General features: G+C 57.5%; 26 protein-coding genes. 10 read left to right on the top strand and 16 right to left on the bottom strand.

Going from position 1 to position 22,634, the window contains the following annotated elements:
* Nucleotides 1-229: helix-turn-helix domain-containing protein (locus tag OCV66_RS06065; protein WP_147573976.1), on the top strand; the 229-nt coding region annotated here is incomplete at its 5' end.
* A 50-nt stretch (nucleotides 230-279) separates the two neighbouring features.
* On the opposite strand, the gene OCV66_RS06060 is transcribed toward OCV66_RS06065, so the two are convergent.
* Nucleotides 280-1,443: a DUF819 family protein gene (locus tag OCV66_RS06060; RefSeq protein WP_054326822.1), complete on the bottom strand. Its 1,164-nt coding sequence runs from the start codon at nucleotides 1,441-1,443 to the stop codon at nucleotides 280-282.
* Between the two features lie 217 nt (nucleotides 1,444-1,660).
* Here OCV66_RS06060 and pepV point away from each other — a divergent pair, with 217 nt between their 5' ends.
* Nucleotides 1,661-3,025: a dipeptidase PepV gene (gene pepV, locus OCV66_RS06055; protein WP_107630878.1), complete on the top strand. Its 1,365-nt coding sequence runs from the start codon at nucleotides 1,661-1,663 to the stop codon at nucleotides 3,023-3,025.
* Nucleotides 3,026-3,065: 40 nt separating this feature from the next.
* Nucleotides 3,066-4,157, top strand: a complete 1,092-nt coding sequence (locus OCV66_RS06050) for a dipeptide epimerase (RefSeq protein WP_147573957.1) — start codon at nucleotides 3,066-3,068, stop codon at nucleotides 4,155-4,157.
* Between the two features lie 42 nt (nucleotides 4,158-4,199).
* Here OCV66_RS06050 and OCV66_RS06045 read toward each other — a convergent pair whose 3' ends face one another.
* The gene (locus OCV66_RS06045; RefSeq protein ID WP_242977963.1) at nucleotides 4,200-4,454 is read right to left on the bottom strand and encodes a helix-turn-helix domain-containing protein; all 255 of its coding nucleotides are present in this window, start codon (nucleotides 4,452-4,454) and stop codon (nucleotides 4,200-4,202) included.
* Between the two features lie 95 nt (nucleotides 4,455-4,549).
* Here OCV66_RS06045 and OCV66_RS06040 point away from each other — a divergent pair, with 95 nt between their 5' ends.
* Complete coding sequence (locus OCV66_RS06040; protein WP_054326820.1) at nucleotides 4,550-4,804, top strand: hypothetical protein; 255 nt, start codon at nucleotides 4,550-4,552, stop codon at nucleotides 4,802-4,804.
* Between the two features lie 43 nt (nucleotides 4,805-4,847).
* Here OCV66_RS06040 and OCV66_RS06035 read toward each other — a convergent pair whose 3' ends face one another.
* Nucleotides 4,848-5,567 carry a peptidoglycan recognition protein family protein gene (locus tag OCV66_RS06035; RefSeq protein WP_054326819.1) on the bottom strand — a complete coding sequence of 240 codons (720 nt, stop codon included), beginning with the start codon at nucleotides 5,565-5,567 and terminating at the stop codon, nucleotides 4,848-4,850.
* 135 nt (nucleotides 5,568-5,702) lie between these two features.
* Between OCV66_RS06035 and cysK the strand changes: the two genes are divergently transcribed.
* Complete coding sequence (gene cysK, locus OCV66_RS06030; RefSeq protein WP_054326818.1) at nucleotides 5,703-6,635, top strand: cysteine synthase A; 933 nt, start codon at nucleotides 5,703-5,705, stop codon at nucleotides 6,633-6,635.
* Between the two features lie 81 nt (nucleotides 6,636-6,716).
* Here cysK and rbr read toward each other — a convergent pair whose 3' ends face one another.
* The 5 genes from rbr to OCV66_RS06005 all read right to left on the bottom strand — a co-directional run bounded on the left by rbr (nucleotide 6,717) and on the right by OCV66_RS06005 (nucleotide 10,727).
* Nucleotides 6,717-7,256 (bottom strand): rubrerythrin, encoded by a 540-nt coding sequence (rbr, locus tag OCV66_RS06025; protein ID WP_054326817.1) that lies wholly within the window; start codon nucleotides 7,254-7,256, stop codon nucleotides 6,717-6,719.
* Between the two features lie 74 nt (nucleotides 7,257-7,330).
* Nucleotides 7,331-7,717: a Fur family transcriptional regulator gene (locus tag OCV66_RS06020; RefSeq protein WP_054326816.1), complete on the bottom strand. Its 387-nt coding sequence runs from the start codon at nucleotides 7,715-7,717 to the stop codon at nucleotides 7,331-7,333.
* A 135-nt stretch (nucleotides 7,718-7,852) separates the two neighbouring features.
* Nucleotides 7,853-8,434, bottom strand: a complete 582-nt coding sequence (locus OCV66_RS06015) for a hypothetical protein (RefSeq protein WP_054326815.1) — start codon at nucleotides 8,432-8,434, stop codon at nucleotides 7,853-7,855.
* Between the two features lie 254 nt (nucleotides 8,435-8,688).
* On the bottom strand, nucleotides 8,689-9,342 hold the full coding sequence (gene trhA, locus OCV66_RS06010; RefSeq protein ID WP_054326814.1) for a PAQR family membrane homeostasis protein TrhA: 654 nt from the start codon (nucleotides 9,340-9,342) through the stop codon (nucleotides 8,689-8,691).
* A gap of 152 nt (nucleotides 9,343-9,494) precedes the next feature.
* Nucleotides 9,495-10,727 carry a polysaccharide deacetylase family protein gene (locus OCV66_RS06005; protein WP_159068066.1) on the bottom strand — a complete coding sequence of 411 codons (1,233 nt, stop codon included), beginning with the start codon at nucleotides 10,725-10,727 and terminating at the stop codon, nucleotides 9,495-9,497.
* 187 nt (nucleotides 10,728-10,914) lie between these two features.
* On the opposite strand from OCV66_RS06005, the gene OCV66_RS06000 reads away from it, so the two are divergent.
* From OCV66_RS06000 to thiE, 5 genes are all read left to right on the top strand, one after another.
* On the top strand, nucleotides 10,915-11,703 hold the full coding sequence (locus OCV66_RS06000) for a class I SAM-dependent methyltransferase (RefSeq protein WP_054326812.1): 789 nt from the start codon (nucleotides 10,915-10,917) through the stop codon (nucleotides 11,701-11,703).
* A gap of 79 nt (nucleotides 11,704-11,782) precedes the next feature.
* Entirely contained in the window at nucleotides 11,783-12,316 is a 534-nt protein-coding gene (locus OCV66_RS05995) for a DUF1836 domain-containing protein (RefSeq protein ID WP_107630885.1), read from the top strand.
* Entirely contained in the window at nucleotides 12,316-12,792 is a 477-nt protein-coding gene (locus OCV66_RS05990; protein WP_054326810.1) for a YbaK/EbsC family protein, read from the top strand. Before OCV66_RS05995 ends, OCV66_RS05990 begins: the two co-directional genes overlap by 1 nt.
* Entirely contained in the window at nucleotides 12,768-13,505 is a 738-nt protein-coding gene (locus OCV66_RS05985; RefSeq protein ID WP_186949604.1) for a nitrilase-related carbon-nitrogen hydrolase, read from the top strand. The genes OCV66_RS05990 and OCV66_RS05985 overlap by 25 nt, the downstream gene beginning before the upstream one ends.
* Nucleotides 13,506-13,519: 14 nt before the next feature.
* Nucleotides 13,520-14,155 carry a thiamine phosphate synthase gene (gene thiE / locus OCV66_RS05980; RefSeq protein WP_107630887.1) on the top strand — a complete coding sequence of 212 codons (636 nt, stop codon included), beginning with the start codon at nucleotides 13,520-13,522 and terminating at the stop codon, nucleotides 14,153-14,155.
* Between the two features lie 77 nt (nucleotides 14,156-14,232).
* Here thiE and OCV66_RS05975 read toward each other — a convergent pair whose 3' ends face one another.
* The 8 genes from OCV66_RS05975 to OCV66_RS05940 all read right to left on the bottom strand — a co-directional run bounded on the left by OCV66_RS05975 (nucleotide 14,233) and on the right by OCV66_RS05940 (nucleotide 22,542).
* Entirely contained in the window at nucleotides 14,233-15,120 is an 888-nt protein-coding gene (locus tag OCV66_RS05975) for an AraC family transcriptional regulator (protein WP_147573955.1), read from the bottom strand.
* Between the two features lie 2 nt (nucleotides 15,121-15,122).
* Nucleotides 15,123-16,235 carry a glycerol dehydrogenase gene (locus OCV66_RS05970; RefSeq protein ID WP_054326805.1) on the bottom strand — a complete coding sequence of 371 codons (1,113 nt, stop codon included), beginning with the start codon at nucleotides 16,233-16,235 and terminating at the stop codon, nucleotides 15,123-15,125.
* 40 nt (nucleotides 16,236-16,275) lie between these two features.
* Nucleotides 16,276-17,244: a transketolase family protein gene (locus OCV66_RS05965; RefSeq protein WP_107630889.1), complete on the bottom strand. Its 969-nt coding sequence runs from the start codon at nucleotides 17,242-17,244 to the stop codon at nucleotides 16,276-16,278.
* 6 nt (nucleotides 17,245-17,250) lie between these two features.
* Entirely contained in the window at nucleotides 17,251-18,114 is an 864-nt protein-coding gene (locus tag OCV66_RS05960) for a transketolase (protein WP_107630890.1), read from the bottom strand.
* Between the two features lie 17 nt (nucleotides 18,115-18,131).
* Nucleotides 18,132-19,190 carry a zinc-dependent alcohol dehydrogenase gene (locus tag OCV66_RS05955; RefSeq protein ID WP_054326803.1) on the bottom strand — a complete coding sequence of 353 codons (1,059 nt, stop codon included), beginning with the start codon at nucleotides 19,188-19,190 and terminating at the stop codon, nucleotides 18,132-18,134.
* Nucleotides 19,191-19,233: 43 nt separating this feature from the next.
* Nucleotides 19,234-20,637, bottom strand: coding sequence for an MFS transporter (locus OCV66_RS05950; protein ID WP_107630892.1), 1,404 nt, complete (start codon nucleotides 20,635-20,637; stop codon nucleotides 19,234-19,236).
* 133 nt (nucleotides 20,638-20,770) lie between these two features.
* A complete protein-coding gene (locus OCV66_RS05945; RefSeq protein ID WP_054326800.1) occupies nucleotides 20,771-21,598 on the bottom strand; it encodes a sugar phosphate isomerase/epimerase family protein in 828 nt (275 codons plus the stop codon).
* 359 nt (nucleotides 21,599-21,957) lie between these two features.
* A complete protein-coding gene (locus OCV66_RS05940) occupies nucleotides 21,958-22,542 on the bottom strand; it encodes a GerMN domain-containing protein (RefSeq protein WP_054326799.1) in 585 nt (194 codons plus the stop codon).
* Nucleotides 22,543-22,634: the final 92 nt, after the last annotated feature.

Below are 22,634 nucleotides of genomic sequence, written 5' to 3'. Positions count from 1 at the left end.
CAAAATCTTCCACACAACGCCGAAATCCCTGCGCGGCAGGCTGTTGTCCTATCTGTCCGCGCAGGCCGTGCAGAACGGCTGCGATACGTTCGATATCCCGTTCGACCGCCAGCAGCTTGCCGATTATCTCGGCGCGGACCGCAGCGCCCTGTCGAACGAGCTGAGCAAAATGCAGCGGGACGGGCTGCTCTCCTTCCGTAAAAACCATTTTGTCCTACACCGAAAATAAAAAGCGGCTGTCCGGTTCGGACAGCCGCTTTCCATTTGGAAAAGAGATCGTTATGCAAAAAATTTCATGATATTCGCGGTCAGAATACCGCCGCCCGTTCCGATGACATAGCCCATCAGCGCCATCAGAACGCCGACCGGCACCAGCGCGCCGGAATACGAGCCGGCCAGGATGGGCGCGGAGGCCGTGCCGCCGATATTGGCCAGCGAAGCAACGCCGCAGGTGAACATATCCAGCTTGAAGATTTTTGCCAAGGCAACCAGAATAATCCCATGTATTCCGAGAATCATAAAGCCGGAAATGATCCATACCGGTGCTTCCGTCAGCTCCAGCAGGCTTGCGCGGGACGCCAGCAGCGCGATGACCATGTACAGCAGTACATTGGACAACTCGGCCGCACCCGCGATCTTGCCGATCGGTGTAACCGCCGCAACCAGCGCAACCACCGTGACCACCAGCACCGTCCAGGTCGCCTTATCCAGCCAAGGTGCGACGCCGTTGATTGCTGCGCCAATGTTCTGCCCGATTGCGGAAACCAGCAGCGCGCCGCCGATCAGGAACAGCAGGCCGGCAAAGGTAATATGCTTATCCGCCTCTTTTTCTTCCGCTTCCAGGCGGGCGCAAACCTCGTCCAGCGTTGCGGTGGAGGCTTTGGTCCATTTGTTGAACTGCGGTGCGAACGAGATCGCCCAAAGCAGGAACATGACCCAGATGGAATAATCGATCGAGTCGATCACCAGTGCATACGCAAGATCCGCTTCTCCGATATGCAGGGCCTCAGATACGGCGACAAGGTTGCCCGATCCGCCCATCCAGCTGCCGCACAGCGCGCCCAAGGGCTTCCACGCTTCCGAACCGAGCTGTCCATGCATGATCGCGTAGGTTAGAATAAAGCCGATCGAAATCGAGATACTCGCCGCGAAAAAGCCGCCCAGCATGCGGGGGCCGAGCTTGAGTATCTTGCGGATATCGCAGCGCAGCAGCATCAGCACCAGCATGGCGTACAGGATATTATTTTTCAGCGCGCCATATGCCGCCGAGGTCGCCTCCATATCCCACGCCCCTGCGGTACACAGCAGCATCGTCAGCAAATACAGCAGCACGACCGGCGGGATAAACTTGAAAAACTTCCATTTGGTCAGCTTTTCCGCACCCACCAGCACTGCAGCCAGAAATGCCAGCACCGCAAAGTAAGTAAAACCGTTTGTTATCATAGGTTTCCTCCCTCATTTCTTTTTCATTCTCTTTTCCCACCTGCGCCGGCTCCGCACGCCTTGACAGATGACAGTAATAGTATACCGTATCCCGCGGCTTTTTGCAAGATAATTACAAGCAAACTGCACAGATGGGTTTGCAAATTCCCGTTTTATCCTGTACAATATGATATAGAACCGTTAATAAGCCGTTAATAACCAAAGGAGGAATATAAATATGGACTTTAAGCCCTATATCCGCGCGCATGCGGACGAGCTGCTGCAAAGCCTGGCCGCCCTCATCCGCATCCCCAGCGTCGAGGGAACGCCCGAGGCGGGCGCACCCTACGGCCGAGAGGTCGCGCGCTGCCTGCACGAAACGCTCGCGCTGTGCGAGCGCCTGGGCTTCCCCACCGTGAATATGGACGACCGCGTCGGCTGGTGCGAATACGGCAAGGGCGAGGAAATGATCGCCGTGCTCGGCCATTTGGACGTTGTGCCTGCCGGCGACGGATGGAACGCCGCCGCGCCGTTCTCCGGCGAGGTCAAAGACGGGCGCATCTACGGCCGCGGCACGATGGACGACAAGGGGCCGACCGTGGCCGCGCTGTACGCACTGGCAGCGCTCAAGGACGCGGGCTTCATCCCCTCCCGCCGCATCCGCATTCTGTTCGGCACGAACGAGGAGACCGGCTGCGACGATATGGCGTGGTATCTGGCACATGGCGGCGAAACGCCGGTCATGGGCTTCACACCGGACGGCGAGTACCCGATCATCAACGGGGAAAAGGGAATCATGAACTGCGTCTACTCCCGCAGGCTGGAGCAGACCGGCCCCTGCCGCCTGCTCCGGTTCGAGGGCGGCACAGCCGCCAACGTCTCCCCTGCCTATGCGATGGCCGAGCTGGCCTGTCCGGCCGACGCGGCAGCGCGCATCCAGGCCAGCAAGGTCACGGTGACGCCGATCGAGGGCGGCATCCGCGTAGAGGCGCAGGGCGTATCCGTACACGGCTCCACGCCCGAGCAGGGCGAGAACGCCATCGGCCGCCTTGCGCTAGCGCTTACCCAGCTCCCACTCGAGGGCGAGCTGGCCGACTGCATGGCGTTCCTGGCCGGACGTATCGGCATGGAAACGCACGGCGAATCCCTCGGCCTTGCCATGCGCGACGACCTTTCGGGCGACTTGACAGTCAACCTCGGCGTGGCGGCCTTTGCGGAGGAAACGCTGTCGCTCACGCTTTCCGTGCGTTATCCGGTCACCAAAACCTATGACGGCGCGCATCCCCGCATGGAGCGCGCCTTCGCGCTCGGCGGCTTCCACGAGACAAAAATGAAGCACAAGGCCGCGATCTATATGCCGCCGGAAAGCGAGCTGATCCGCAAGCTGTCCCAGGTGTACGAGGAGCAGACCGGTGAAAAGGCGGTCCTGAAATCCATCGGCGGCGGCACCTACGCCAAATCCATCCCCAATCTGGTCGCGTTCGGCCCGATCTTCCCCGGCGACGAGATACGCGAGCACAAGCCGGATGAATATATGGAGGTCGAGCGCCTCATCCAGAACGCGGAGATCATCGCGGCGGCAATGTACGAGCTAGCCCGCTGACCCGCCCACACACGACTATGTCAAAAGGAGCTGAACCAGTATGAAGATTACCAATATCCGCCTGGGGCGCATTTCCGTCCCGCTGCGCGTGCCGTTCAAGACTGCGGTGCGCTCGGTCTCCTCCGTCGAGGACGTGATCGTTGAGATACACACGGACACCGGTGCGGTCGGTTACGGTGAGGCGCCCCCGACCGGCGCGGTCACGGGCGATACCGCAGGCGCGATCATCGGCGCGGTCCGCGACCATATCGCCCCCACCCTGCTCGGCCGCGAGGTGGACGATTTTGAAAACCTGATGCTCGCCCTGCAGGGCTGCATCCTGAAAAACACAAGCGCCAAGGCCGCGGTCGATATGGCGCTCTGGGACCTGTACGGCCAGCTTTACCACATACCAGTATACAAGATGCTCGGCGGCAGCCGCAGCCAAATCGTGACCGATATCACCATCAGCGTCAACGATCCGGAGGAAATGGCGCGCGACGCGCGCAACGCCGTTGACCGCGGGTACGACTGCCTCAAGTGCAAGGTCGGCAAGGACGCGCCGCTCGACCTGCGCCGCTTGCAGGCCATCCGCGCCGAGGTCGGCCAAGGCATCAAGCTCCGCATCGACGCCAACCAGGGCTGGAAGCCCAAGGAGGCCGTGCGCATCCTCGGCCAGATGGAGGACGCCGGTCTGGATATTGAATTTGTCGAACAGCCGGTCGCGCAGCACGACCTGACCGGCCTGAAGTATGTGACCGACAACGTTTCCATTCCGGTCATGGCGGACGAAAGCGTGCAGGGGCCGGCCGACGCGCTGACCATCATGCAGATGCGCGCGGCCGACCTGGTCAACATCAAACTGATGAAAGCCGGCGGCCTGTACAACGCGCTCAAGATCGCGTCCGCGGCCGAGGTATACGGCGTGGAGTGCATGCTCGGCTGTATGCTGGAGGCCAAGGTCAGCGTCAACGCGGCCATCCATCTGGCCTGTGCCAGGCAGGTGATCACCAAAATCGACCTGGACGGTCCGGTGCTTTGCACCGAGGATCCCATCCTCGGCGGCGCGGTGTTCCATGAAAAGGACATCACGGTTTCCGACGAGCCGGGGCTGGGCATCAAGGGGGTTGAAAAAATCACCTATCTGGACTGATTACATAAGCCCGCGGCACCGGAAGCCGCTGACAAAAAGCCCTCAGTCGGATGACTGAGGGCTTTCTTTATATTCCATCAAATCTCCTGGTTGACAATCCAGCAACTTACAGAGCTTTTCTATTGTTCGCGCATCGATACCGCCTGTCCCATTCTTCAATTTGCTCAAGATAGACGGACTAATACCATTTTTTCGGAGGTAATATTCTGTTTTTCCCCGCTGCTTGATCGTAGCGAACAGCTTATTATAACAAATTGGCAAACACTCACCACCTTTTTTATCATTATAGCACCACACATAAAATTGCACAATATATGTTCATTTTTTAGTACATATTTGCCATTGCCATATTGTACTATCTTTAGTACAATACAAGGTGAGGTGAATAACAAATGTACAATTATCTACATGGGCAGTATGAGCTTTGGCTGGAATCTCCGCTTTACAAACGTCTCCAAAACGAGATTGAAGCCGAGTCCAGCGCGTTCTACAAACTGCTCGACCAGCAGCCGGCCGCTTTCGAGCTGGAAACGCTCGCCAACGACTATGTCGGCGAGGCAATGCGCGCCGCGTTCCTCTGCGGGCTGTGCTGGTGGAGCGTGCATCAGCAGGCGGTGCGGCAACAGGCTATGCACACCCCAACCTGAAAAAAAACGGCGGAAATCCTGCATTTCCGCCGTTTTTTCTACTTCATTCCCCATAAATGCCCGCTCGGTCATTTATAACCAGCGTGCGCAGCAGGTCCTCGGACAGGTTCAGGCCCTTGCCGTCCCCCTCGCCCTTGAGCCAGCCGTTGCGCACCAGCTTTTCCACCGTCGCGCGCCCCCAGTCAGGCACCGCGTCCACTGTCCCGTAAACCGTCCTGCTCTGCTCGATCAGCCGCTTTACCTCGTCTGCCGTCATATCATCCATCTCCCCTGTCAATCCGGTTTTGAATGCGTTCCATGCCGCCGCGCTCTCTACATACGGCGCGGGGCAGGTCTTGTGCGTCACATCGTAATGGCGCACCACATGATCGGCCCCGATGCCGTATTTCTCCATCAGCATGCGCGCCAGCGCCTCCGCGTTTTCGATTGTGCCTTGCCGGAAGTAGTACTTCCCATCCTGCAGCCGGCTGCACATCTCAATGCCGATGCTGTTGGCATTGCGGCAGTAGGGATGGTAATAGGTCCCTTTCGTGCCACAGTGCCAGGCAATATCATGGTCGGCAACGCTCTGCCAGACCTCGTTTTCGTCCACAAAATAGTGGGCCGAGGTCGAGATATCCTCCCGCGCGAAATAATCGGCGTTGTTTTGCGCGGTATCCCCGTCGTTGGCCGTAAAATGGATCACCAGATATTGAATATCCCCCTTGCCGCGCGACGCGGGCAGATAGTTGCCGCCGTTCGCCTGCTTAAAATGTATCTCCATCACATTTCACCTCCTCCCTGCATAAACTCTAAAAAAAGCCGTACAGATTGACACAATTTGGTCAATCTGTTCTATGCTTATGCAAAAGGTTGTGCTATAATGTGGGGTAGACACGTTTGAGAGGAAGATTTTTCAATGGTATACAGTAACATCCTCGAGGCAGTCGGCCATACGCCCATGGTTCGCCTGAACCGTATGGTTCCGGCGGGCTGCGCGGAGGTGTTCGTCAAATTCGAGGGGCTTAATGTCGGCGGCTCGATCAAAACGCGGACCGCGCTCAATATGGTGGAGGATGCCGAGCGCCGCGGGCTGCTCCAGCCGGATACGGTCATCGTCGAGCCGACCAGCGGCAACCAGGGCATCGGCCTGGCGCTGTGCGGCGCGGTCAAGGGCTACGCGGTCAAAATCATCATGCCGGACTCCGTTTCAGAGGAGCGCCGCAAGCTGGTGCAGCACTATGGCGCTGAAGTCATTCTGGTACATGACGCGGGCAATATCGGCGACTGTATTGCGGAATGCCAGCGAATTGCGAACGAAATGGCAAAAAATGACCCAAAGGTCTTTGTTCCTGGCCAATTTGACAACCCCGCTAATCCTGCGGTCCACCGGCATCATACCGCAACCGAGATCCTGGAACAGGTCGGCGCCCCGATCGATGGGTTCTGCTCCGGCTTCGGCACAGGCGGCACGATCAGCGGCATCGGCGAGGTGCTCAAGGCGCAGAACCCTCAGTTGGAAATCTGGGCGGTCGAGCCGGAGAACGCCGCCATCCTGTCGGGCGGTTCGATCGGCACCCACCTGCAAATGGGTATTGGCGACGGCATCATCCCCAGAAACCTGAACACCAAAATCTACGACCACCTCTACATCGTTACGGACGAGGAGGCGCTCCGCACCGCCAAGGACCTTGCGCGGCTCGAGGGGCTGATGTGCGGCATTTCGAGCGGTACAAACGTCGCGGCCGCCATCCAGCTTGCCAAAAAGCTCGGTACTGGCAAAACGGTCGTTACCGTCCTGCCGGATACCGCGGAGCGGTATTTCTCCACCCCGTTGTTCGCCGAAAACTGAAAAAACACCGCGGAATCAAAATTCCGCGGTGTTTCTTATTTCAGCCTGCGCTTTCGGAACGGATGCGCAGCATCTTATATCTTAATAGTTGTCCGCCTTGATCTCAAAGTAAGCCTGCGGATGTGCGCAAACCGGACATACCTCAGGCGCCTGCTTGCCAACAACGATGTGGCCGCAGTTCGAACACTGCCAGATGCAGTCGCCGTCGCGGGAGAATACCACCTTGTTCTCCACGTTGGAGAGCAGCTTGAGGTAACGGGCCTCATGCTCCTTCTCGATCTCACCGACCTTTTCAAACAGGTACGCAATATCGTCGAAGCCTTCCTCGCGCGCTTCCTTGGCAAAGGTCGCGTACATGTCGGTCCACTCGTAGTTCTCACCCTCGGCCGCCGCTTTCAGGTTGGCCGCGGTATCGTCGATGCCGCCGTTGAGCAGCTTAAACCAGATCTTCGCATGCTCCTTCTCATTATTCGCGGTTTCCTCAAAAATCTTCGCAATCTGGACGTAGCCGTCCTTCCGTGCCTTGGATGCAAAATAGGTGTATTTATTGCGCGCCATGGACTCGCCCGCAAAAGCGGTCTGGAGGTTTGCTTCCGTCTTGCTGCCCTTCAAGTTTGCCATAATAACATTTCTCCTCTCGTTTTTTACAGGATTTTTATTTGTGAACGGCGCTTCCGCCGCCAAAATAACACCGGTTACGCCTTGCCGCCGCATTTCGGGCAAAGACCCTCGAACAAAATATCGTACCGCTGCACCGAAACGCCAGACGCATCGTCGATGCGCTCGATCAGGTTATCGATATGTGGCATATACACATCGAACACCGCGCCGCAGCCGCTGCAGCGGACATGGTAATGCTCCTCGGTATTGAAATCAAAGCGGTCCGCCCCGTTTGGAACAGGAACACGGCGGATCTCTCCCTGATTGGCCAGCTGGTTCAAATTGCGGTATACTGTGGCCTTGCTGATCGACGGGTGCTCCGCCGCAACCGCCGCATATACAGTATCCGCCGTTGGATGGTCGTGCATGCGCAATACCGCCTGCAGGACAATCTGACGCTGTACAGTATTTCTGGTCTGCATAATGTCACCCTCTTTCTAATTAATATCTTATATCAATTGATATTTTACTCCTCTTTTCAACTCTTGTCAAGTATTCCCGAAAATAAAATAAAAAAACCGTTTTCCCATGTCGTACATGGAAAAACGGTTTCTCTTTTATGCCGCTGCCTGCCAGCAGGGGTACAGGCGCATCCATACCGCATCCGCCGTCATATGCTCCCGCCGCGTGCGGAACCGCAGCTCCGGACAAGCTCCGCCTGTGTAAAGCAGCTCCACGTCCGCGCCGCCCTTGAGCAGGCCCGCGAAACGGACTTCCGGCAGGCACGCGCCCATATAGCCGGCAATCCGAATCCGGACATCTTCACGGCCATGCGACAATTCCGCCAGCTTCTCCACCACAGTCCGGCAGGCATCCGGCTCCGGCAGCGCGACAAACGCGGTCCCACCGGCACGCGCCAGCAACCGGCAATCCGGCGCCTGCCCCTTTACCGCCTGCATGGCCATATGCGCAATCCGGCCGGTGTTGTCTTCCACCAGCACCGCGACAGACAGGCCTTCCAGCATGGCATACAGGGTCTGCTCGAGTATTCGCAGGGTCCGGTCGGTTTTCCGATGCGCCCGCAGCGCATATTCGCGCCCCTCCGCACAGTCGGACGTGCGCAGGAGGCTCCAGCCGCCCTTTATTTCGGTGCATACCGACTGACGGGCATCCTGCCCGTTTATCTGCATCTGCTTCATTGATTTCATCCTTTTGCCAAGTAAAATTACCAGATTTCTCATTTCTTGACAAATATTTTACCATGTTTTTTTGCTCGCCTGCAACAGTAATTAGATCTTTTTGTATAAACTGACATTCTGTTTTTATACAAAATTCATAATCTTTTTCTTTTTGTGTGTATATATGACAGGGAATAGCGGTCGCTCTTCCCCCTGCGCTGTGCAGTTTTCACGTTTTCCACTGGCAGCTTTGTATATTCCGCTCAAAGGCGGTATCACAGCACATACCAAAAAACCATCGCGTAGTGACACAGACTTCCCACGATCACGAACAGGTGGAACAGCTCATGGAAGCCGATCAGCGGTCCGAGATTTGGTTTCTTCGCCATATAAATAATACCGCCCACGGTATAGGATAGGCCGCCTGCTGCCAGCAAGGCGATCGCCGGCACGGGCATGGACAGCACCGCGCCAAAGTCAAAGGCAATCGCCCAGCCAAGCACCAGATACAGCGCCGTACCGATCAATCGCGGCGCATCGATCCAGAGCAGCTTGACCGCGATACCGGCCAGTGCGACCAGCCAGACCGCACCAAGGAACACATAGCAGCGCGGCGACGGCATATAGCGTAAGAGAATCGGGGTATAGCTTCCCGCGATCAGCACATAGATCATGCTGTGATCCAGCTTTTTCAGGCGCCGCACCACTGCTTCGCCCTTCTCGGAAAAGTGGTACACGCTGCTTGCGGAATACAGAGCGATCAAGGAAAGGCAGAAGATAACGGCCGCAGCAGCCAGCGAACCTGATACCGCACTGCCGAACAGCAACCGCACCAGTACGATCAGCAAACCAAGCCCGCTGAGCACCGCGCCCACAAAATGTGAATAACTGGAAAACGGCTCCCTGGCTTTCTGGAATACGCGGGGCATATTGTTTCCTCCTCAATTTAATATAGTTTATAAAACTATTTTATATCTTTTATGATACTACATTTTTCAAAAAATGCAAGCACTGTTTTGTAAACATTTTTCCCTTGCAAGCAAAAAATACACCTGCCTTTTCGAGCAGGTGTATTTCCCTTTTAAGCGGTTACAATGACCGTCTGCGATTCCTCGTCCCAATCGACTGCAAAACCGCACAGGTCGCCCAGACTACGCAGCTTATAATAGGTATACCCGTCAACATTATAAGCCGCGACCATGCTGGGTACGCTGTCCGCCACGGTCGGCTCTGTGATGGACTGAACCGTGCGGGTCTCGCCGGACAGGGGCGCGTTTTCCGTCCCCAGCGGCGTGTATGGCGTAAACGACTGCAGCTCCACGCGATTTTTCCCGCTGTTCCACTCTACGTTAAACGCGCTGCCCGTTCCCCCCAGCAGGACCGCAACGTCCCGCACGCGCACATAATTGTTGCCATTGATGTAGTAGGCCGGCAGCTTGGCCAGCTCCCCGTTGACCGATACCGCGGCCAGCGCCGGAACCGCCTGGTCGGTCTGCCGCAGCAGCGCGGACACCGGCCGGTCCATCGTGATCCCGTAACGCGAAAGACCCTGTAGGGTAACGGAAATCTCGGACAGACCAGGATTGGTCAGCGCGCTGACCTGTATCCCCGCCTGTGCCAGCAAGTCCGGCATCCAACTGTCATACGCGCCGAACGGGTAGGAAAAATAATTGACCTTTTCCTGGCCGGTATGCGTCAGGATCAACTGTACGCTGCTCGACAGGTCACCGCCCACCCGCGCGTTATACGCGCTGCGCGATTCTCCCTTAAGGCGCATCACCCCGTTGATGCCATCGGGCGCGTTGTTTCCGCCATACTGCGGGTTATGCAGGTTATAGGTATGCGAGCCGACCTCGACAGCGCCGCTGTCCACCATCTCCCGCAGCTCATCCCAGGTCATATTGTGCCGTGCGGAATCGGCGTCCCCTTCCTGCCGGATATTATGCGCAACAACCGCAATCGCGGCTTTCATACCGGTGTTCTGCAGCACCGGATAAGCATAATCATAGTTGGAGCGGTAGCCATCGTCGAAGGTTACCATCACCGCCTTGTCCGGCAGCTGCATTTTCCCTTCCCGAATATTGATCAGGTCCGCCGGCAGCAGCGGCGTATAGCCGAACTGCTGTAAAAATTCCATATCCAGCCGGAACCGTTCGTCCGTGACCGTCATGCTGTTGGTTTTGGACGGGTCGGTCGTCAAATCGTGATACATCAGCACCGGCAGTTTCGTGCCGGCCGCACCGCAGGTTCCGAAAGCGGAAAGCATCACCGCAAGGCAGGCCGCCAAAAGCCCATCCCTCAAAAACCGTTTCATCGCACTGGTTTGCCCCCTTTTATCGCAATCCCCCATGGTTTATTGTTTAAGTATAGCATATTTTTGTGCCGCTGTCCACCTGCCGGCCGTCTTGCGGCCGGTTCCGGTCTGTGGTATAATCACAGCAATACGCCGCAGGCCGTCCGGCGGCAGGCGCATCGATTTCCCCAAAAGGAGGCTTTCGATCATGGACAACCGTTATCTGATCGATTTCTACAACCACTATGACGAGGACAGCCGGCTGCGGCTCCCGCACGGAACGGTTGAGTTTCTGACCACCATGCATTACATCGGGAAATACCTGTCCCCCGGCAGCCGCGTGCTTGAAATCGGCGCGGGAACCGGCCGCTACTCCCACGCGCTCGCGCAGCAGGGCTACACCGTGGACGCGGTGGAGCTGGTCGAACACAACATCGAGGTGTTCCGCGCGCACACCCAGCCCCAGGAAAAGGTGCGCGTCGTTCAGGGCAACGCACTGGATCTGTCCGCCTTTCCGAACGGCACATACGATATCACGCTGCTGCTCGGGCCGCTGTACCACCTCTACACCAAGCGGGACAAGCAGCAGGCACTGCGGGAGGCGCTCCGCGTAACAAAGCCGGGCGGTATTGTTTTCGCCGCTTATGTCATCTCTGACGGCTGCCTGCTGGACGAAGGCTTCCACCGGGGCAATATCGATGTGCGCGCGTATATCCGCGACGGACTGCTCGATGCGGAAACCTTTGCCGCTACCTCGCAGCCAAAGGACCTGTTCGAGCTTGTTCGCAAGGAGGATATCGACAAACTGATGGCGGATTTCCCCGTGACCCGCCTGCATTATGTGGCGTCGGATGGCTGTGCCCTGTTCATGCGCGAGGCGGTCGACCAAATGGACGAAGCGGCCTTCGCACTGTATCTGAAATACCACTTCGCCACCTGCGAGCGGCCGGATCTGGCGGGCGTCACCAGCCATGCGCTCGATATTTTCCAAAAGTGAGCCGCCGGACAGATAGCCCGCACCCTTGCACCGGCCGAGGGAAAGGACTATAATATAAGGAAAGGAATGAGGTGAACGCATGTCCGAGCTTGATGCGCTGATCGACGAGGTTTTTTCCGATCAGGATATCCAGCCTGCCGATGTGCCGCGGCTTGATCTGTATATGGACCAGGTGTTGTCGCTGTTCGACGAGACACTTTCGGCGGAAAAACGCGACCCAACTGACAAGTTGCTGACAAAAACCATGGTCCACAACTATGTCAAGGAGGGCTTGCTGGCGCCCGTGCGCGGCAAAAAATACACCCGCCAGCAAATCATGCAGCTGCTCTGCGTCTACCATCTCAAGCAGACGCTCAAGCTCAGCGACGTGAAGGCCCTGACCGGACGGGACGGCGTGGATTTTGAGGCCGGCTATACGCGGCTGCTCCAGAACAAGGAGCGCATCCGCGCGCTTATCCCGCCCCTGCTGCGCGAGTATCTGCCCGCCGACCCGCATGATCCGGACGAGCGTCTCGTGCTTTGCCTGACGCTGAGCGAAACCGCGATCTATCTGCGCCGCCTATGCGAGCGCCTGATCGATACCATACCGGAACAGAGTGGAGGAACTACCTGATGTCTATTGAAAAAGCAAAAAACCATTTGTCCCGCTTCGGTGCGGCGCAACGCGTGTTGGAATTCGACACCTCCTCCGCCACCGTCGAGCTGGCGGCACAAGCTGTCGGTTGCGAGCCGGCCCGCATTGCCAAAACGCTGTCGTTCCGCACGAACGGCGGCGTAATCCTGATTGTCACCGCAGGCGACGCTAAGGTGGATAATCCCAAATACAAGGCCCGCTTCGGCTGCAAGGCAAAAATGCTCGCCTTTGATGAGGTCGAGCCGGAAATCGGCCACGCGGTCGGCGGGGTCTGCCCGTTCGGCATCAACTCCGGCGTGACCGTTTTCCTGGATGAATCACTCCACCGGTTCGAAACGGTATTCCCCGCCTGCGGCTCCGCGAACTCTGCCATCGAGCTGACCATTCCGGAGCTGGAGCAGTTCTCCGGCTACAAGGCATGGGTGGACGTATGCAAGGGCTGGCGCGAGGCATAACCGTTTCCCTTGCGCAGTTCGGCGCCGGAACGGACAAGCGGCACAACCTGCACGCCATTCAATCGTTTGCGCAGGAAAGCTCGGATGCCGGCGCATCCATGCTGTTTTTGCCGGAATACAGCATGTTTTATGCAAAAACGAACAGGCGGTCGCTGAACATACAGGCCGCAGAGCCGCTGGACGGTCCGTTCGTGACCGCCTTGGCCGAGCTGGCGCGGCGGCATGGCCTGTGGCTTGCCGCCGGTGTATATGAGCGCACGGATGGCCTGCCGTACAACACCGTCGTTGTGCTGGATGCCCGCGGCACGTTGCGCGGCTGCCACCGCAAGCAAATGCTGTATGATGCGTTCGACTACCGCGAATCCGATGAATGTCGGGCGGGCGACTGTGCTTTTCCGACAGTAGATACCCCCGCCGGACGCCTTGGCATTATCACCTGCTTCGAGCTTCGCTTTCCCGCGCTGGCTGCCGCGCAACGGGCCGCAGGTGCGGAAGTTCTGTTCGTCCCCGCCGGCTGGGTCGCGGGGCCGAACAAGCTGCTGCACTGGCGCACCCTCCTGTGCGCCCGCGCGATTGAAAACCATATGACCGTACTCGGCGCCGATCAATACGCGCCGAACCGCTTCATTGGCCACAGCGCCGCGTTCGCGCCGGATGGCGCCGGACTCGGCGCGCTCGAATCGGGCTGTGGTCTGCTCAATATATCAATATGAATCGAGGAATCAACATGCAATTCGATCCCACGCTCTACGTTATTACGGACAGCAGCTACCACACGGAGGACAGCCTGTTGAGCGCGGTCAGTGAGGCCTGCGCCGGCGGCGCGACGCTCATTCAGCTTCGCGAAAAGGATACCGGCGGCCGCGATTACCTTGCGCTCGCGCGGCGGGTCAAGGAGGTCGCCGACCGCTTCCGGGTGCCGCTCATTATTGACGATCGGGTGGACGTCGCCCTCGCCTGCGGCGCGGCGGGCGTGCATGTCGGGGCGAGCGACCTGCCGGTTGCGGTCTGCCGCAGTCTGCTGGGGCCGGACCGGATCGTCGGCGCGACCGCGAAATCCGTCGAAGCCGCCAAGGCCGCTTATGCGGACGGCGCGGACTACCTCGGCACAGGCGCGATCTATCCCACCACGACCCACGTTGCCACCAGGCTGACGCCGGTTTCCACACTGAACGAGATCTGCCGCGCCGTTCCCATTCCGGTGGTCGCCATCGGCGGCCTGCAGGCAGATAATCTGGACGTTCTCGCGGACAGCCCGATCGCGGGTGTGGCGGTCGTGTCCGCCGTTATGAAAGCGGACGACCCGCGCGCCGCAGCGGCCGCAATCCGTCAAAGGGTGCTGTCCATGCGCGAAAAGCGCTGACGCCGCGCTCCCCCATGCAGCAGAATACGAAAGCCGCAGGTCCTCTCACGGAGCCTGCGGCTTTCTATATGGTGTATTCAGTTGTCTTTTTTATGCCGCTCCCGATACTGCGACAGGGAAAGCCCCTCATATTGCTGAAACAGCTTGTACAGCGCCCGCGATGAGGTGAAGCCGATCTTTTCCGCGATCTCCTCGATGGACAAATCGGTCGTACACAGGTAATTTTTTGCGTATGCAATGCGGAGCAGGTTGGTGTTTTTCATAAATGTTGTAGAGAACATCGCTTTATAGGCCCGATTGATGTGGCGCGGCGATACGTTAAGGGCTTCAGCCACGCTTTCCACCGAAATATTTTCCGGATAATGCGCATGGATATACATGGACACCTGCATCGCCAGGTTTTCATGACCGGAGAAATGCACGTCCCTGACCGGCGCTCTCATGATCTGCCGCAGCGTCAAAACGAAAAACTGATAGCACAGCATGACTGCCTGCGTATTCCAGCCGAGCCGGCGCTCCCTGATTTCCGCAAGGATGCGTTCGACGTTTTGCCGTGCGTCTGCATGTGCGTTGAGTATCTGAAAGCCTGTTCTATCGACCGGAAGCAGCGCCTGCCGGATATCCGCAAGCTCGGCTGTCCCATCCGGCCCGTTCATGGCAAGCCGCTCGCAGGGGACAATGTCAAAGATCAGCGCAAAGTACCGTTTGGGTACGTCAGGGTCGTAATACAGATGGTACTTGATATCCTTGGAAAGGACGCACGCCTGCCCCTCCCGCAATTCCTGCACCGTACCGGCAATATTGATCCTTACATTCCCCTCCAGTACATAATAGATCTCATACATGGGATGGTTATGCGGGAATTCGGCGATCCAGCGGTCGAGCATTTCCGCATAATATACAACAAATTTATATCCGGAAAACGCAAGCTCCGCTATGTTCTTCATATACTGCCGGTCATTCATATTTACAGCAGCGATCCTCCCTCATGGTACAGATGGCCTATCGCATCTGCCGCCTTATAAGCCCCAAGCACCTTCTCATAAGTGACCTCAAACGGCTGGTTGTGTATGAAGCCCTGCTCCAGCGCCGCTTTTGTCATGATATCGTACTCTTCGTCCGTCAGGTCGCTCAAATGCATATCATCAAAGGTGATGGGCAGGCCCACATCCCGACAGAAGCGGTAAACCTCGTCAAGCTGTTCATTGGATGCGCCCTGCATCACGAGCTGGCAGCAGGTGGAGAACGCCACGCCCTCGCCGTGGTAAACATATTCCTCTCGGTCCGGCAGCGCCAAGGTGCCGAAATAAAAGCTGTGATCCGAAGAAGAGCCGTTGTTTTCAAACCCCATGCCGCTCATCAGTATGTTCACTTCTATTATAGCATTATATGCGTCGCTCAGCGCCCTTTTTTCCGCGGCCAGCTTGGCCTGCCGGCCGTACCGGAACAGCATGTCGTAGGACAGCTTGGCGATCGCCAGCGCGCTGTGCGTACCCACGCCGCCGTGGTGATTATTAAAATAATTGTCCTGACACACTAGGCCGCCGACATAGGTGGAAAGCGCGTCGCCCATGCCAGAGACGAATTGGCGTACCGGCGCTTTCAGCAGGATCTCGGTATCCACCAGCACAAGGTCGGGGTTTTTGGGGGAGTTGATCGCCTCGGTCATCATGTGCGTCTGTTCGTCGTAAATGCAGGATGCCGCGCTGGTATAGGCGTCGGTCGCCGCAATTGTCGGAATGATGACCTCGTTGAGCAGCCCGCCCTTAAACGCCGCCGCCTTGACCGAATCCACCACCTTTCCACCGCCAATGCCAATCAGCGTCTGTGCGCCGAACGACTGCGCCGCGTCCATCAGCTTCTGGATATTGGACCAGCTGCATTCGCCGGAAAACTCATAAAAGGAGACTTCTTTTCCCGCGAGCGCGACGGATATGGTGTCCTTCAGGTCGCGCATCCGGTTTTTGCTGGCGACGACCAGAAATTTTGAACCCATCCAGTCCACATATTTGTTCAGGTCGTGAAGCACGCCGTAGCCCTGCACATACTTTCCGCAGCAGCCCATGACTTGTGTCATCATTTCAGTATTCCCTCGCTTTCCCTCTAAAACAGTCGTCCGGTCACAGGCGCAGCATCTCTTCCAGCTTTGCCGTGATGCCATCGCGGTCCATGCCGTAATAATGGTAGATGTCGTCCGTCGAGCCCAGCACAGCGAACTCATCCGGCATGCCGACACGGCGGAAATTGCCCTTGTAGCTGACCTCGCACAGGACCTCGGCCACCGCGCCGCCCAGACCGCCGTTGATCGAGTGGTCCTCTACGGTGACGATATTGCCGGTCTTCTGCGCCACACGCAGGATGGCGTCCTCGTCGAGCGGCTTGATGGTGTGCATATCCAGAACGCCGATGCTCGAGCCATGCTTTTCCTTCATCATTTTGGCCGCCATCAGGCACTCGTACAGGTTGGAGCCGCACGAGATGATGTAGGCGTCCGTACCCTCCAGCGTCTCGATCGCCTTGCCAATGGTCAGCTCATAATCCTCGGCGTAGACGTTCGGCGAGCCTGCGCGGTCGATGCGGATAATCATGGGACCTTCGTAATCCATCGACGCACGGATAAACTTGCAGCACTGCGCCGCATCAGCGGGAACGACAACCGTCAGGTTGGGGATAGCGCGGTAGAGCGCCAGGTCTGCGATGTCGTTATGGGTCGGGCCGCCGCCCGCGGTCACGCCCGAATGGGTGCCGATGAGACGGACCTTCACGTCGTTATACGCAATGTCGGTATGGATCTGGTCGGCCGCGCGCAGGGGCAGGAACGGACCGAACACCTGAGAGAACACCGTGCAGCCGGACAGCGCCAGACCTGCCGACGCGCCGACCTGGTCGGGCTCGGCAATGCCAAAGTTGAAGCACCGCTCCGGAAACTCCTTGAGCAGCTTGCCCGCCGAGGAGGACGGCGCCACATTATCACTGAAGGTAAACACAAAATCCTTGCCCTCGCAGGCCATCTTGTAAAGCTCCTCGCCGTACGCCTCGCGGGCGTTGGAGAGCATCATATCAAAATCGTAAGTCGTTTTCGCTGCCATCGTTCATCACGCCTTTCTCATTTTTGCAACGTCCGCGAGCGCGGTCTTGAGATCCTCTTCACCGATGCCGCCGCCGTGCCACTTGTGGTTGCCTTCCATGAAGGAAACGCCCTTGCCTTTGACCGTGTTGGAGATAATGAACGTCGGCTTGGCGCGCTTTGCATAGTCGCGCTCCGGCAGGTGGTCGAGCGCCGCGCAGACCTGCGCCATGTCGTTGCCGTCCTCGATTTCGATGACCTCCCAGCCGAATGCGCGCACCTTGTCCGCCACCGGATCTATGTTCATGACATGTTCGGTCGTACCCGTCATCTGCAGGCCGTTTTTGTCCAGGATGCAGGTCAGGTTGTTTAGCTGGTAATGGCCGCCCGCCATCAGGGCCTCCCAGTTGGTACCCTCGTCGAATTCGCCGTCGCCGATCATGACGATAACGCGGTAGTTTTCCTTGCGGTAGCGCGCGCCGAGCGCATAGCCGACCGCGATCGGCAGGCCGTGGCCGAGCGAGCCAGCCGAAACCTCGATCTGCGGGCATTTCTTTCGGTTGGAGTGCATGCCAAACTTGTACTGGTCGAGGTTTTCAAAGTGCTCGACCATGTAGTCCTGCGTGTACGCCCCCAGATCGGAAAAGATGGTGTACAGCGTCTCCGAGCAATGGCCCTTGGAGAGGATGAAGCGGTCGCGGCCCTCCTTGTGCGGGTCCATGACGTCAAAGTTCAGGTATTTGTAATACAGCGCGACCGCCATCTCCACAATGGACAGCTCGCCGCCCAGATGGCCCATACCGATGCGGTAAATAAAATTCAGCAGATCGCTCCGGATATCGACGCACTTGTCCTCCAGCTCCGCAATCGTCAACAGCTTTTTCTCGCTCATCTTCAAGACCCTCCTTGTTATTCCCCGTCAAACCGGTTGCATCGGATGACGATTTTCGGATATTTGCCGCTCAGGTGCGCCGCAAACGCCTGCTCGCAGTCATCGATATCAAAGATCTGCTCCGGCTTTGTGAACGCGCTGAAATCCATATCCGGCAGCATCAGCGCCGTGCGCTCAAAGTTGAAATGCGTGCAGTAGGTGCCGCTGACCGTGATCTGCCGGTTGTAGCAGTACTCGTACAGGTTGAACGGCAGGTCGTACGAATTCGGGAACATCGCGGAAAACAGCACGGTGCCGCACTTTGCCGCAAGCGGCAGCACAGACTGCGCCGCGCCCGGCACGCCGGAAACCTCGACAATCACGTCATAGCCATGCCCCTCGGTGATCTCCATGCCGCGCGCAAACAGGTCCTCTTTCGTGGGATCGACCGTGTAATCCACGCCGATGCTCCTGGCGATCGCGCAGCGCTCCTGGTTCGGCTCGGACAGGGTCAGGCAGGCCGCGCCGCGCTTTTTGAACAGCTGGCAGGTGATCAGGCCGATCGGACCGCCGCCGGAAACCAGCACGCGGCCGCCGGTCTGCAGGTTGGACTTATCCATGATGCGCACGCCGATGGAAAGCGGCTCCATCATGCAGCCCTGTAGCAGGCTGACGCCCTTGGGCAGCTTGACCACCTGGGACTTGTGCCAAACGACATACTCCGCCATGCATGGCTCATTGCCCGCGTTCTCACAGTATTCCGGATTGCCGGTCTTGCAGTAATAGCAGCTTCCGCAGTAATGCAGGAAATTGCCGCCCACATGGTCGCCCACCTTGAGTCCAGTATCGCCGGCGCGCTCGCCCAGCTCGACGATCACGCCCGACATCTCATGCCCCAGGCCGAACGGCGGCTCCAGACCAAACGCGCCGCCCACGATATGCGGATCCGAGCCGCAGATCGAGCAATACGCAACCTTGATCTTCACTTCCTCCGGCCCGACCGGCTTTACCGCAAAGTCGACAATGCCGACCTTGCCCCGCTTCGTCTCGTCCGGATCCTTCATATTACCGACCTTAATACCGCATACCACTTTCATTGCGTTTAGCCTCCTTATTCTTGTTGCGTTGTTGTGTTGCAGCTCAGTCCTCCGCCTGCTTGGCAGCCATACGGCGGCGGGTCAGCTCCTCTACGATCTCGTCAAACCGCTTCTCGGTCAGCGAGTACCGCGTATAAACCAGAATGCCAATGATCAGGATGACCGCCGGCACCAGAGAATTCAGCGCCTTGATAACGGTCAGTGTCGCTTCGTTCTGCACCGCGTTCGCCACATAGCCGGTGAAGCTGAACAGGATGGTCGGCAGGATACCCGCGATCGTCATGGAGATCTTGATCGAGAACGATGCGAGCGAGAAGATCAAGCCGCCGCAGCGGCGTCCGGTGACATATTCGCCGTATTCCACGCAATCCGGCAGGGTGGACCAGATCGTTGCCAGCGTCATGCCGTAGCCGAACGAGCCGAGCGCCTTGCCAATGCAGAAGCCGATCATCATTGTGTTTGGCATGACAAAGAACAGCAGCATGCCGATCGTGGAGATCGCGCAGCCGTAAATTACGGTCATTTTTTTGCCCACGCGCCGTGCAATCGCCGGTACGAACAGCATCGGGATAATGGACGGAAGCGTTTGCAGCAGATTCCAAGTACCCATATCCATCGAGGTAGAGATGTTATACTGCACCACGTTGTACTGCAGGAAGTAAGTGCCGACCGAGGAAACCAGAATGTTGTAGGTGTAGGCCGCCAGATACATGACAAACAGGATGAGCAGCGGCTTGTTCTTTGCAAACTGCGTACCGATATCCCGCCAGCGGAACGGCTCCTCCTTATCCATCGCGGATTCCGGCACGCGCTCCTTGCACACCTTACCAGCCACAAGGAACGAAATCACCATTACGACCGAGAGGATCAGCATGGCGCGCTGGTAGCCGTTTTGCGGCGTAGTACCCAGCGATTCGGACAGCTTTGGCACCAAGATAGAGCAGGCCACGCCGCCGATACCCGAGCAGAACATACGGAACGAATTGAGTTTAGCGCGCTCGATCGGGTCCTGCGTCATGGAAGAGGACAGCGAGGTCACCGGAATGATGATGCCGGTAAACAGCATACCAAACAGGATATAAGTAAACCACGCGTACGCAACCTTGCTGATGCTTTCCGGCGTTGTGAATACCAGCACCGTCGAAATGCCGTACGGGATACACAGCCCCACGAACCAGGGGATGTATTTGCCATGCTTGAAATGACATTTTTCCACGATCGCGCCCATCAGAGGGTCGTTGATCGCGTCCCAGACACGCGCGGCCAGGAACAGTGCGGTTACCTGAGCAGGCGTGATGCCGAAGATATCCGTGTAGAAAAACGTTAAGTAAATCGTGATCGTCTGGAATACCAGGTCGCTGCCAAAGCCCCAGAAGCCATAGGCGAGCTTTTCTCCGGTACCAATTTTGACATAGAAGCGTTTGCTTTCATTTTGTAAATTCGTCATACCGTTCTCCTATTCCGTATCATTGTTTTATCCTCTTTTCCGCTTATGCTTGATTCCGTCTCCCCCTCCTAACGCATGCATCATTCCTCAATCCGCGGCTGTCCTGCAGCAACAGCCGCGCATCAATCGCACATCAATCGACGAATTTCCCCATTTTCTCATAGGCCTCAGGGATAACCGTCTCCGGTCCTTTCGCCCAGATCTCCGAATTGAGCACCTCAACCGATACCGGACCGTCATAGCCGCAGGCGCGGACGCATTCCATGTATCGCCGCACGTCGATCCGCCCGTCTCCCGGCATGCAGCGGTGGTTCTGGTCAAGCCGCGCAAACGGAATCTTTTCCGCATCGTTGAGATGCACCATGAACACCTTTTCCGGCGCGATGCGGCAGATCACATCAAAGTCCGCGCCCACATCCCACAAGTACAGGTTGAAATCGTCGATCACCAGCCCGACCTCCGGCCGGTCCGCCGCCTGCACCAGCCGCCAAGCGGTGCCGATATCCCCGATCGCCATGGTTCCGACCGGCTCGAAAGCGATCTTCATCCCTCTCGCCCCGCCCCTGTCCGCTAGGCGATGCAACGCCTGCAGCGTGTCCGTAAAGACCGCTTCGTCGGTGACGCCTGCCGGCAGATCGGCCCGTTCGTTAGAAAGGACGATCACCCGATCCGCACCGGCCGCTTCCCCCAGGTCGCAGGCGAAGTCCAACTGGGCGCATACGTCCTCCCACTGCTGCTCTGTGCAAAAGTTTATGGAAAATATTGCATTTATCGAGGCGCACCGCATCCGGTGCGCTTGCATCAGCCGGCTGAGATCCTGCAGCGTGTGTTCCTGCAGATAGTTTCTCGCCTTTTGAAAATCGATTTCCACCGAGGAAAAACCCACGTCCGCGCAAAGCCTGATATCCTGCTCCAATGATGAATTCGCCGCGCAGGTCTGCAAATTGTAACATTGTTCCATATCCTGTCCTCCTCCGCCTCCAATCGTACTATTGCATATATTTTTTCTTTTTGTACGTTTCATTTTAAACAATTCGCACAAACTTTCCATGTTTCAGAGGGACAGCTTCCAACTTTTTAGGTCCATCTGAATAAAGATTTAACACACTCCCGACAATAATCACAAATTTCCCTACGGCGCTTTGTCAGGATTGCTACAATAAAAATTTATAACCCCGCAAAGAAAAAAGCCGCCGGACGCCTCGGGTGCGTCCGGTGGCTTACCGCCTGTGCTTTTTATCAATATGAATTATCCCCTGTCTTTTCCTGCATATGGCGCAAAAAACGGCCCCTGCGTTTTCGCAGGGGCCGTCCATACCTTTACGGGTTGCTGTTTGCCGTTAACGGATAGTCATAGATATCGTGTCCGGTTTCGAGCGGAGCGCCGTCCACTGTGATCAAAACCTGATCCACGCCGCGCGCCTGCGCGAACGTATTGACCAGCGAATAGATCAGCATGCTCTCTCCCGTGGTGCCGGACGCGCGGACCGCCTCGCCATAGGCGGCGTTCATGTCCAGCTTGAGTACGCTGTCCTCCACGGACGACGACTGGACCTCGACACCAGCCGGCAGGGAATTGGCCGCGATCAGCGCGTCCACCAATGCCTGATCCGAGTCGTCCTTCGCGTCCGCGCCGACCGGCGTCAGGGTTTCGCCCTGTTCATCCGGCACATACACGATCACCGACTCCCCGCCCGAAGGGTTGGGGTTGTCTGGCTGCACCGGCTCCTCGTCCGGCTTGTCCGGCGTATCCGGCCCTTCCGGCTCCGCTGGCTTTTCCGGTTCGCTGACGGGCGGCTCTTCCTGTGTCTGCTGCCGCCCCGACACATAGCCATATACGCATGCCGCCGCGATCAACGCGACTACTATCAGGACCACAATAACAATCAAAGTACGTTTTTTCATCCAAAACGCCTCCTTCCTTTTGCATCACAGCGCCACGGCAGCAGCCTTCCGGCACAAGGGCCGCGCACAGCCAAACCCGCCCTGGCAAATCG

This window comes from Agathobaculum ammoniilyticum (assembly GCF_025567315.1).
Classification (GTDB): domain Bacteria; phylum Bacillota; class Clostridia; order Oscillospirales; family Butyricicoccaceae; genus Agathobaculum; species Agathobaculum ammoniilyticum.
The sequence above is the reverse complement of the archived record's forward strand: the minus strand, read 5'-3'. Positions and strand labels throughout refer to the sequence as shown.

Excerpts from the sequence above, each read along its gene's own strand:
- OCV66_RS05985 (WP_186949604.1), top strand. The coding sequence starts at position 12,768 with ATGCAAGGGCTGGCGCGAGGCATAACCGTTTCCCTTGCGCAGTTCGGC.
- OCV66_RS06060 (WP_054326822.1), bottom strand. The coding sequence starts at position 1,443 with ATGATAACAAACGGTTTTACTTACTTTGCGGTGCTGGCATTTCTGGCT.
- OCV66_RS06005 (WP_159068066.1), bottom strand. The coding sequence starts at position 10,727 with ATGAAACGGTTTTTGAGGGATGGGCTTTTGGCGGCCTGCCTTGCGGTG.
- OCV66_RS05960 (WP_107630890.1), bottom strand. The coding sequence starts at position 18,114 with ATGAGCGAGAAAAAGCTGTTGACGATTGCGGAGCTGGAGGACAAGTGC.
- cysK (WP_054326818.1), top strand. The coding sequence starts at position 5,703 with ATGGTATACAGTAACATCCTCGAGGCAGTCGGCCATACGCCCATGGTT.
- OCV66_RS05975 (WP_147573955.1), bottom strand. The coding sequence starts at position 15,120 with ATGAATGACCGGCAGTATATGAAGAACATAGCGGAGCTTGCGTTTTCC.
- OCV66_RS06040 (WP_054326820.1), top strand. The coding sequence starts at position 4,550 with ATGTACAATTATCTACATGGGCAGTATGAGCTTTGGCTGGAATCTCCG.
- OCV66_RS05995 (WP_107630885.1), top strand. The coding sequence starts at position 11,783 with ATGTCCGAGCTTGATGCGCTGATCGACGAGGTTTTTTCCGATCAGGAT.
- OCV66_RS05940 (WP_054326799.1), bottom strand. The coding sequence starts at position 22,542 with ATGAAAAAACGTACTTTGATTGTTATTGTGGTCCTGATAGTAGTCGCG.
- pepV (WP_107630878.1), top strand. The coding sequence starts at position 1,661 with ATGGACTTTAAGCCCTATATCCGCGCGCATGCGGACGAGCTGCTGCAA.
- OCV66_RS06015 (WP_054326815.1), bottom strand. The coding sequence starts at position 8,434 with ATGAAGCAGATGCAGATAAACGGGCAGGATGCCCGTCAGTCGGTATGC.
- thiE (WP_107630887.1), top strand. The coding sequence starts at position 13,520 with ATGCAATTCGATCCCACGCTCTACGTTATTACGGACAGCAGCTACCAC.
- OCV66_RS05990 (WP_054326810.1), top strand. The coding sequence starts at position 12,316 with ATGTCTATTGAAAAAGCAAAAAACCATTTGTCCCGCTTCGGTGCGGCG.
- trhA (WP_054326814.1), bottom strand. The coding sequence starts at position 9,342 with ATGCCCCGCGTATTCCAGAAAGCCAGGGAGCCGTTTTCCAGTTATTCA.
- OCV66_RS06020 (WP_054326816.1), bottom strand. The coding sequence starts at position 7,717 with ATGCAGACCAGAAATACTGTACAGCGTCAGATTGTCCTGCAGGCGGTA.
- OCV66_RS06035 (WP_054326819.1), bottom strand. The coding sequence starts at position 5,567 with ATGGAGATACATTTTAAGCAGGCGAACGGCGGCAACTATCTGCCCGCG.
- OCV66_RS05965 (WP_107630889.1), bottom strand. The coding sequence starts at position 17,244 with ATGGCAGCGAAAACGACTTACGATTTTGATATGATGCTCTCCAACGCC.
- OCV66_RS05945 (WP_054326800.1), bottom strand. The coding sequence starts at position 21,598 with ATGGAACAATGTTACAATTTGCAGACCTGCGCGGCGAATTCATCATTG.
- OCV66_RS05950 (WP_107630892.1), bottom strand. The coding sequence starts at position 20,637 with ATGACGAATTTACAAAATGAAAGCAAACGCTTCTATGTCAAAATTGGT.
- OCV66_RS06000 (WP_054326812.1), top strand. The coding sequence starts at position 10,915 with ATGGACAACCGTTATCTGATCGATTTCTACAACCACTATGACGAGGAC.
- OCV66_RS05970 (WP_054326805.1), bottom strand. The coding sequence starts at position 16,235 with ATGATGACACAAGTCATGGGCTGCTGCGGAAAGTATGTGCAGGGCTAC.
- OCV66_RS05955 (WP_054326803.1), bottom strand. The coding sequence starts at position 19,190 with ATGAAAGTGGTATGCGGTATTAAGGTCGGTAATATGAAGGATCCGGAC.
- rbr (WP_054326817.1), bottom strand. The coding sequence starts at position 7,256 with ATGGCAAACTTGAAGGGCAGCAAGACGGAAGCAAACCTCCAGACCGCT.
- OCV66_RS06050 (WP_147573957.1), top strand. The coding sequence starts at position 3,066 with ATGAAGATTACCAATATCCGCCTGGGGCGCATTTCCGTCCCGCTGCGC.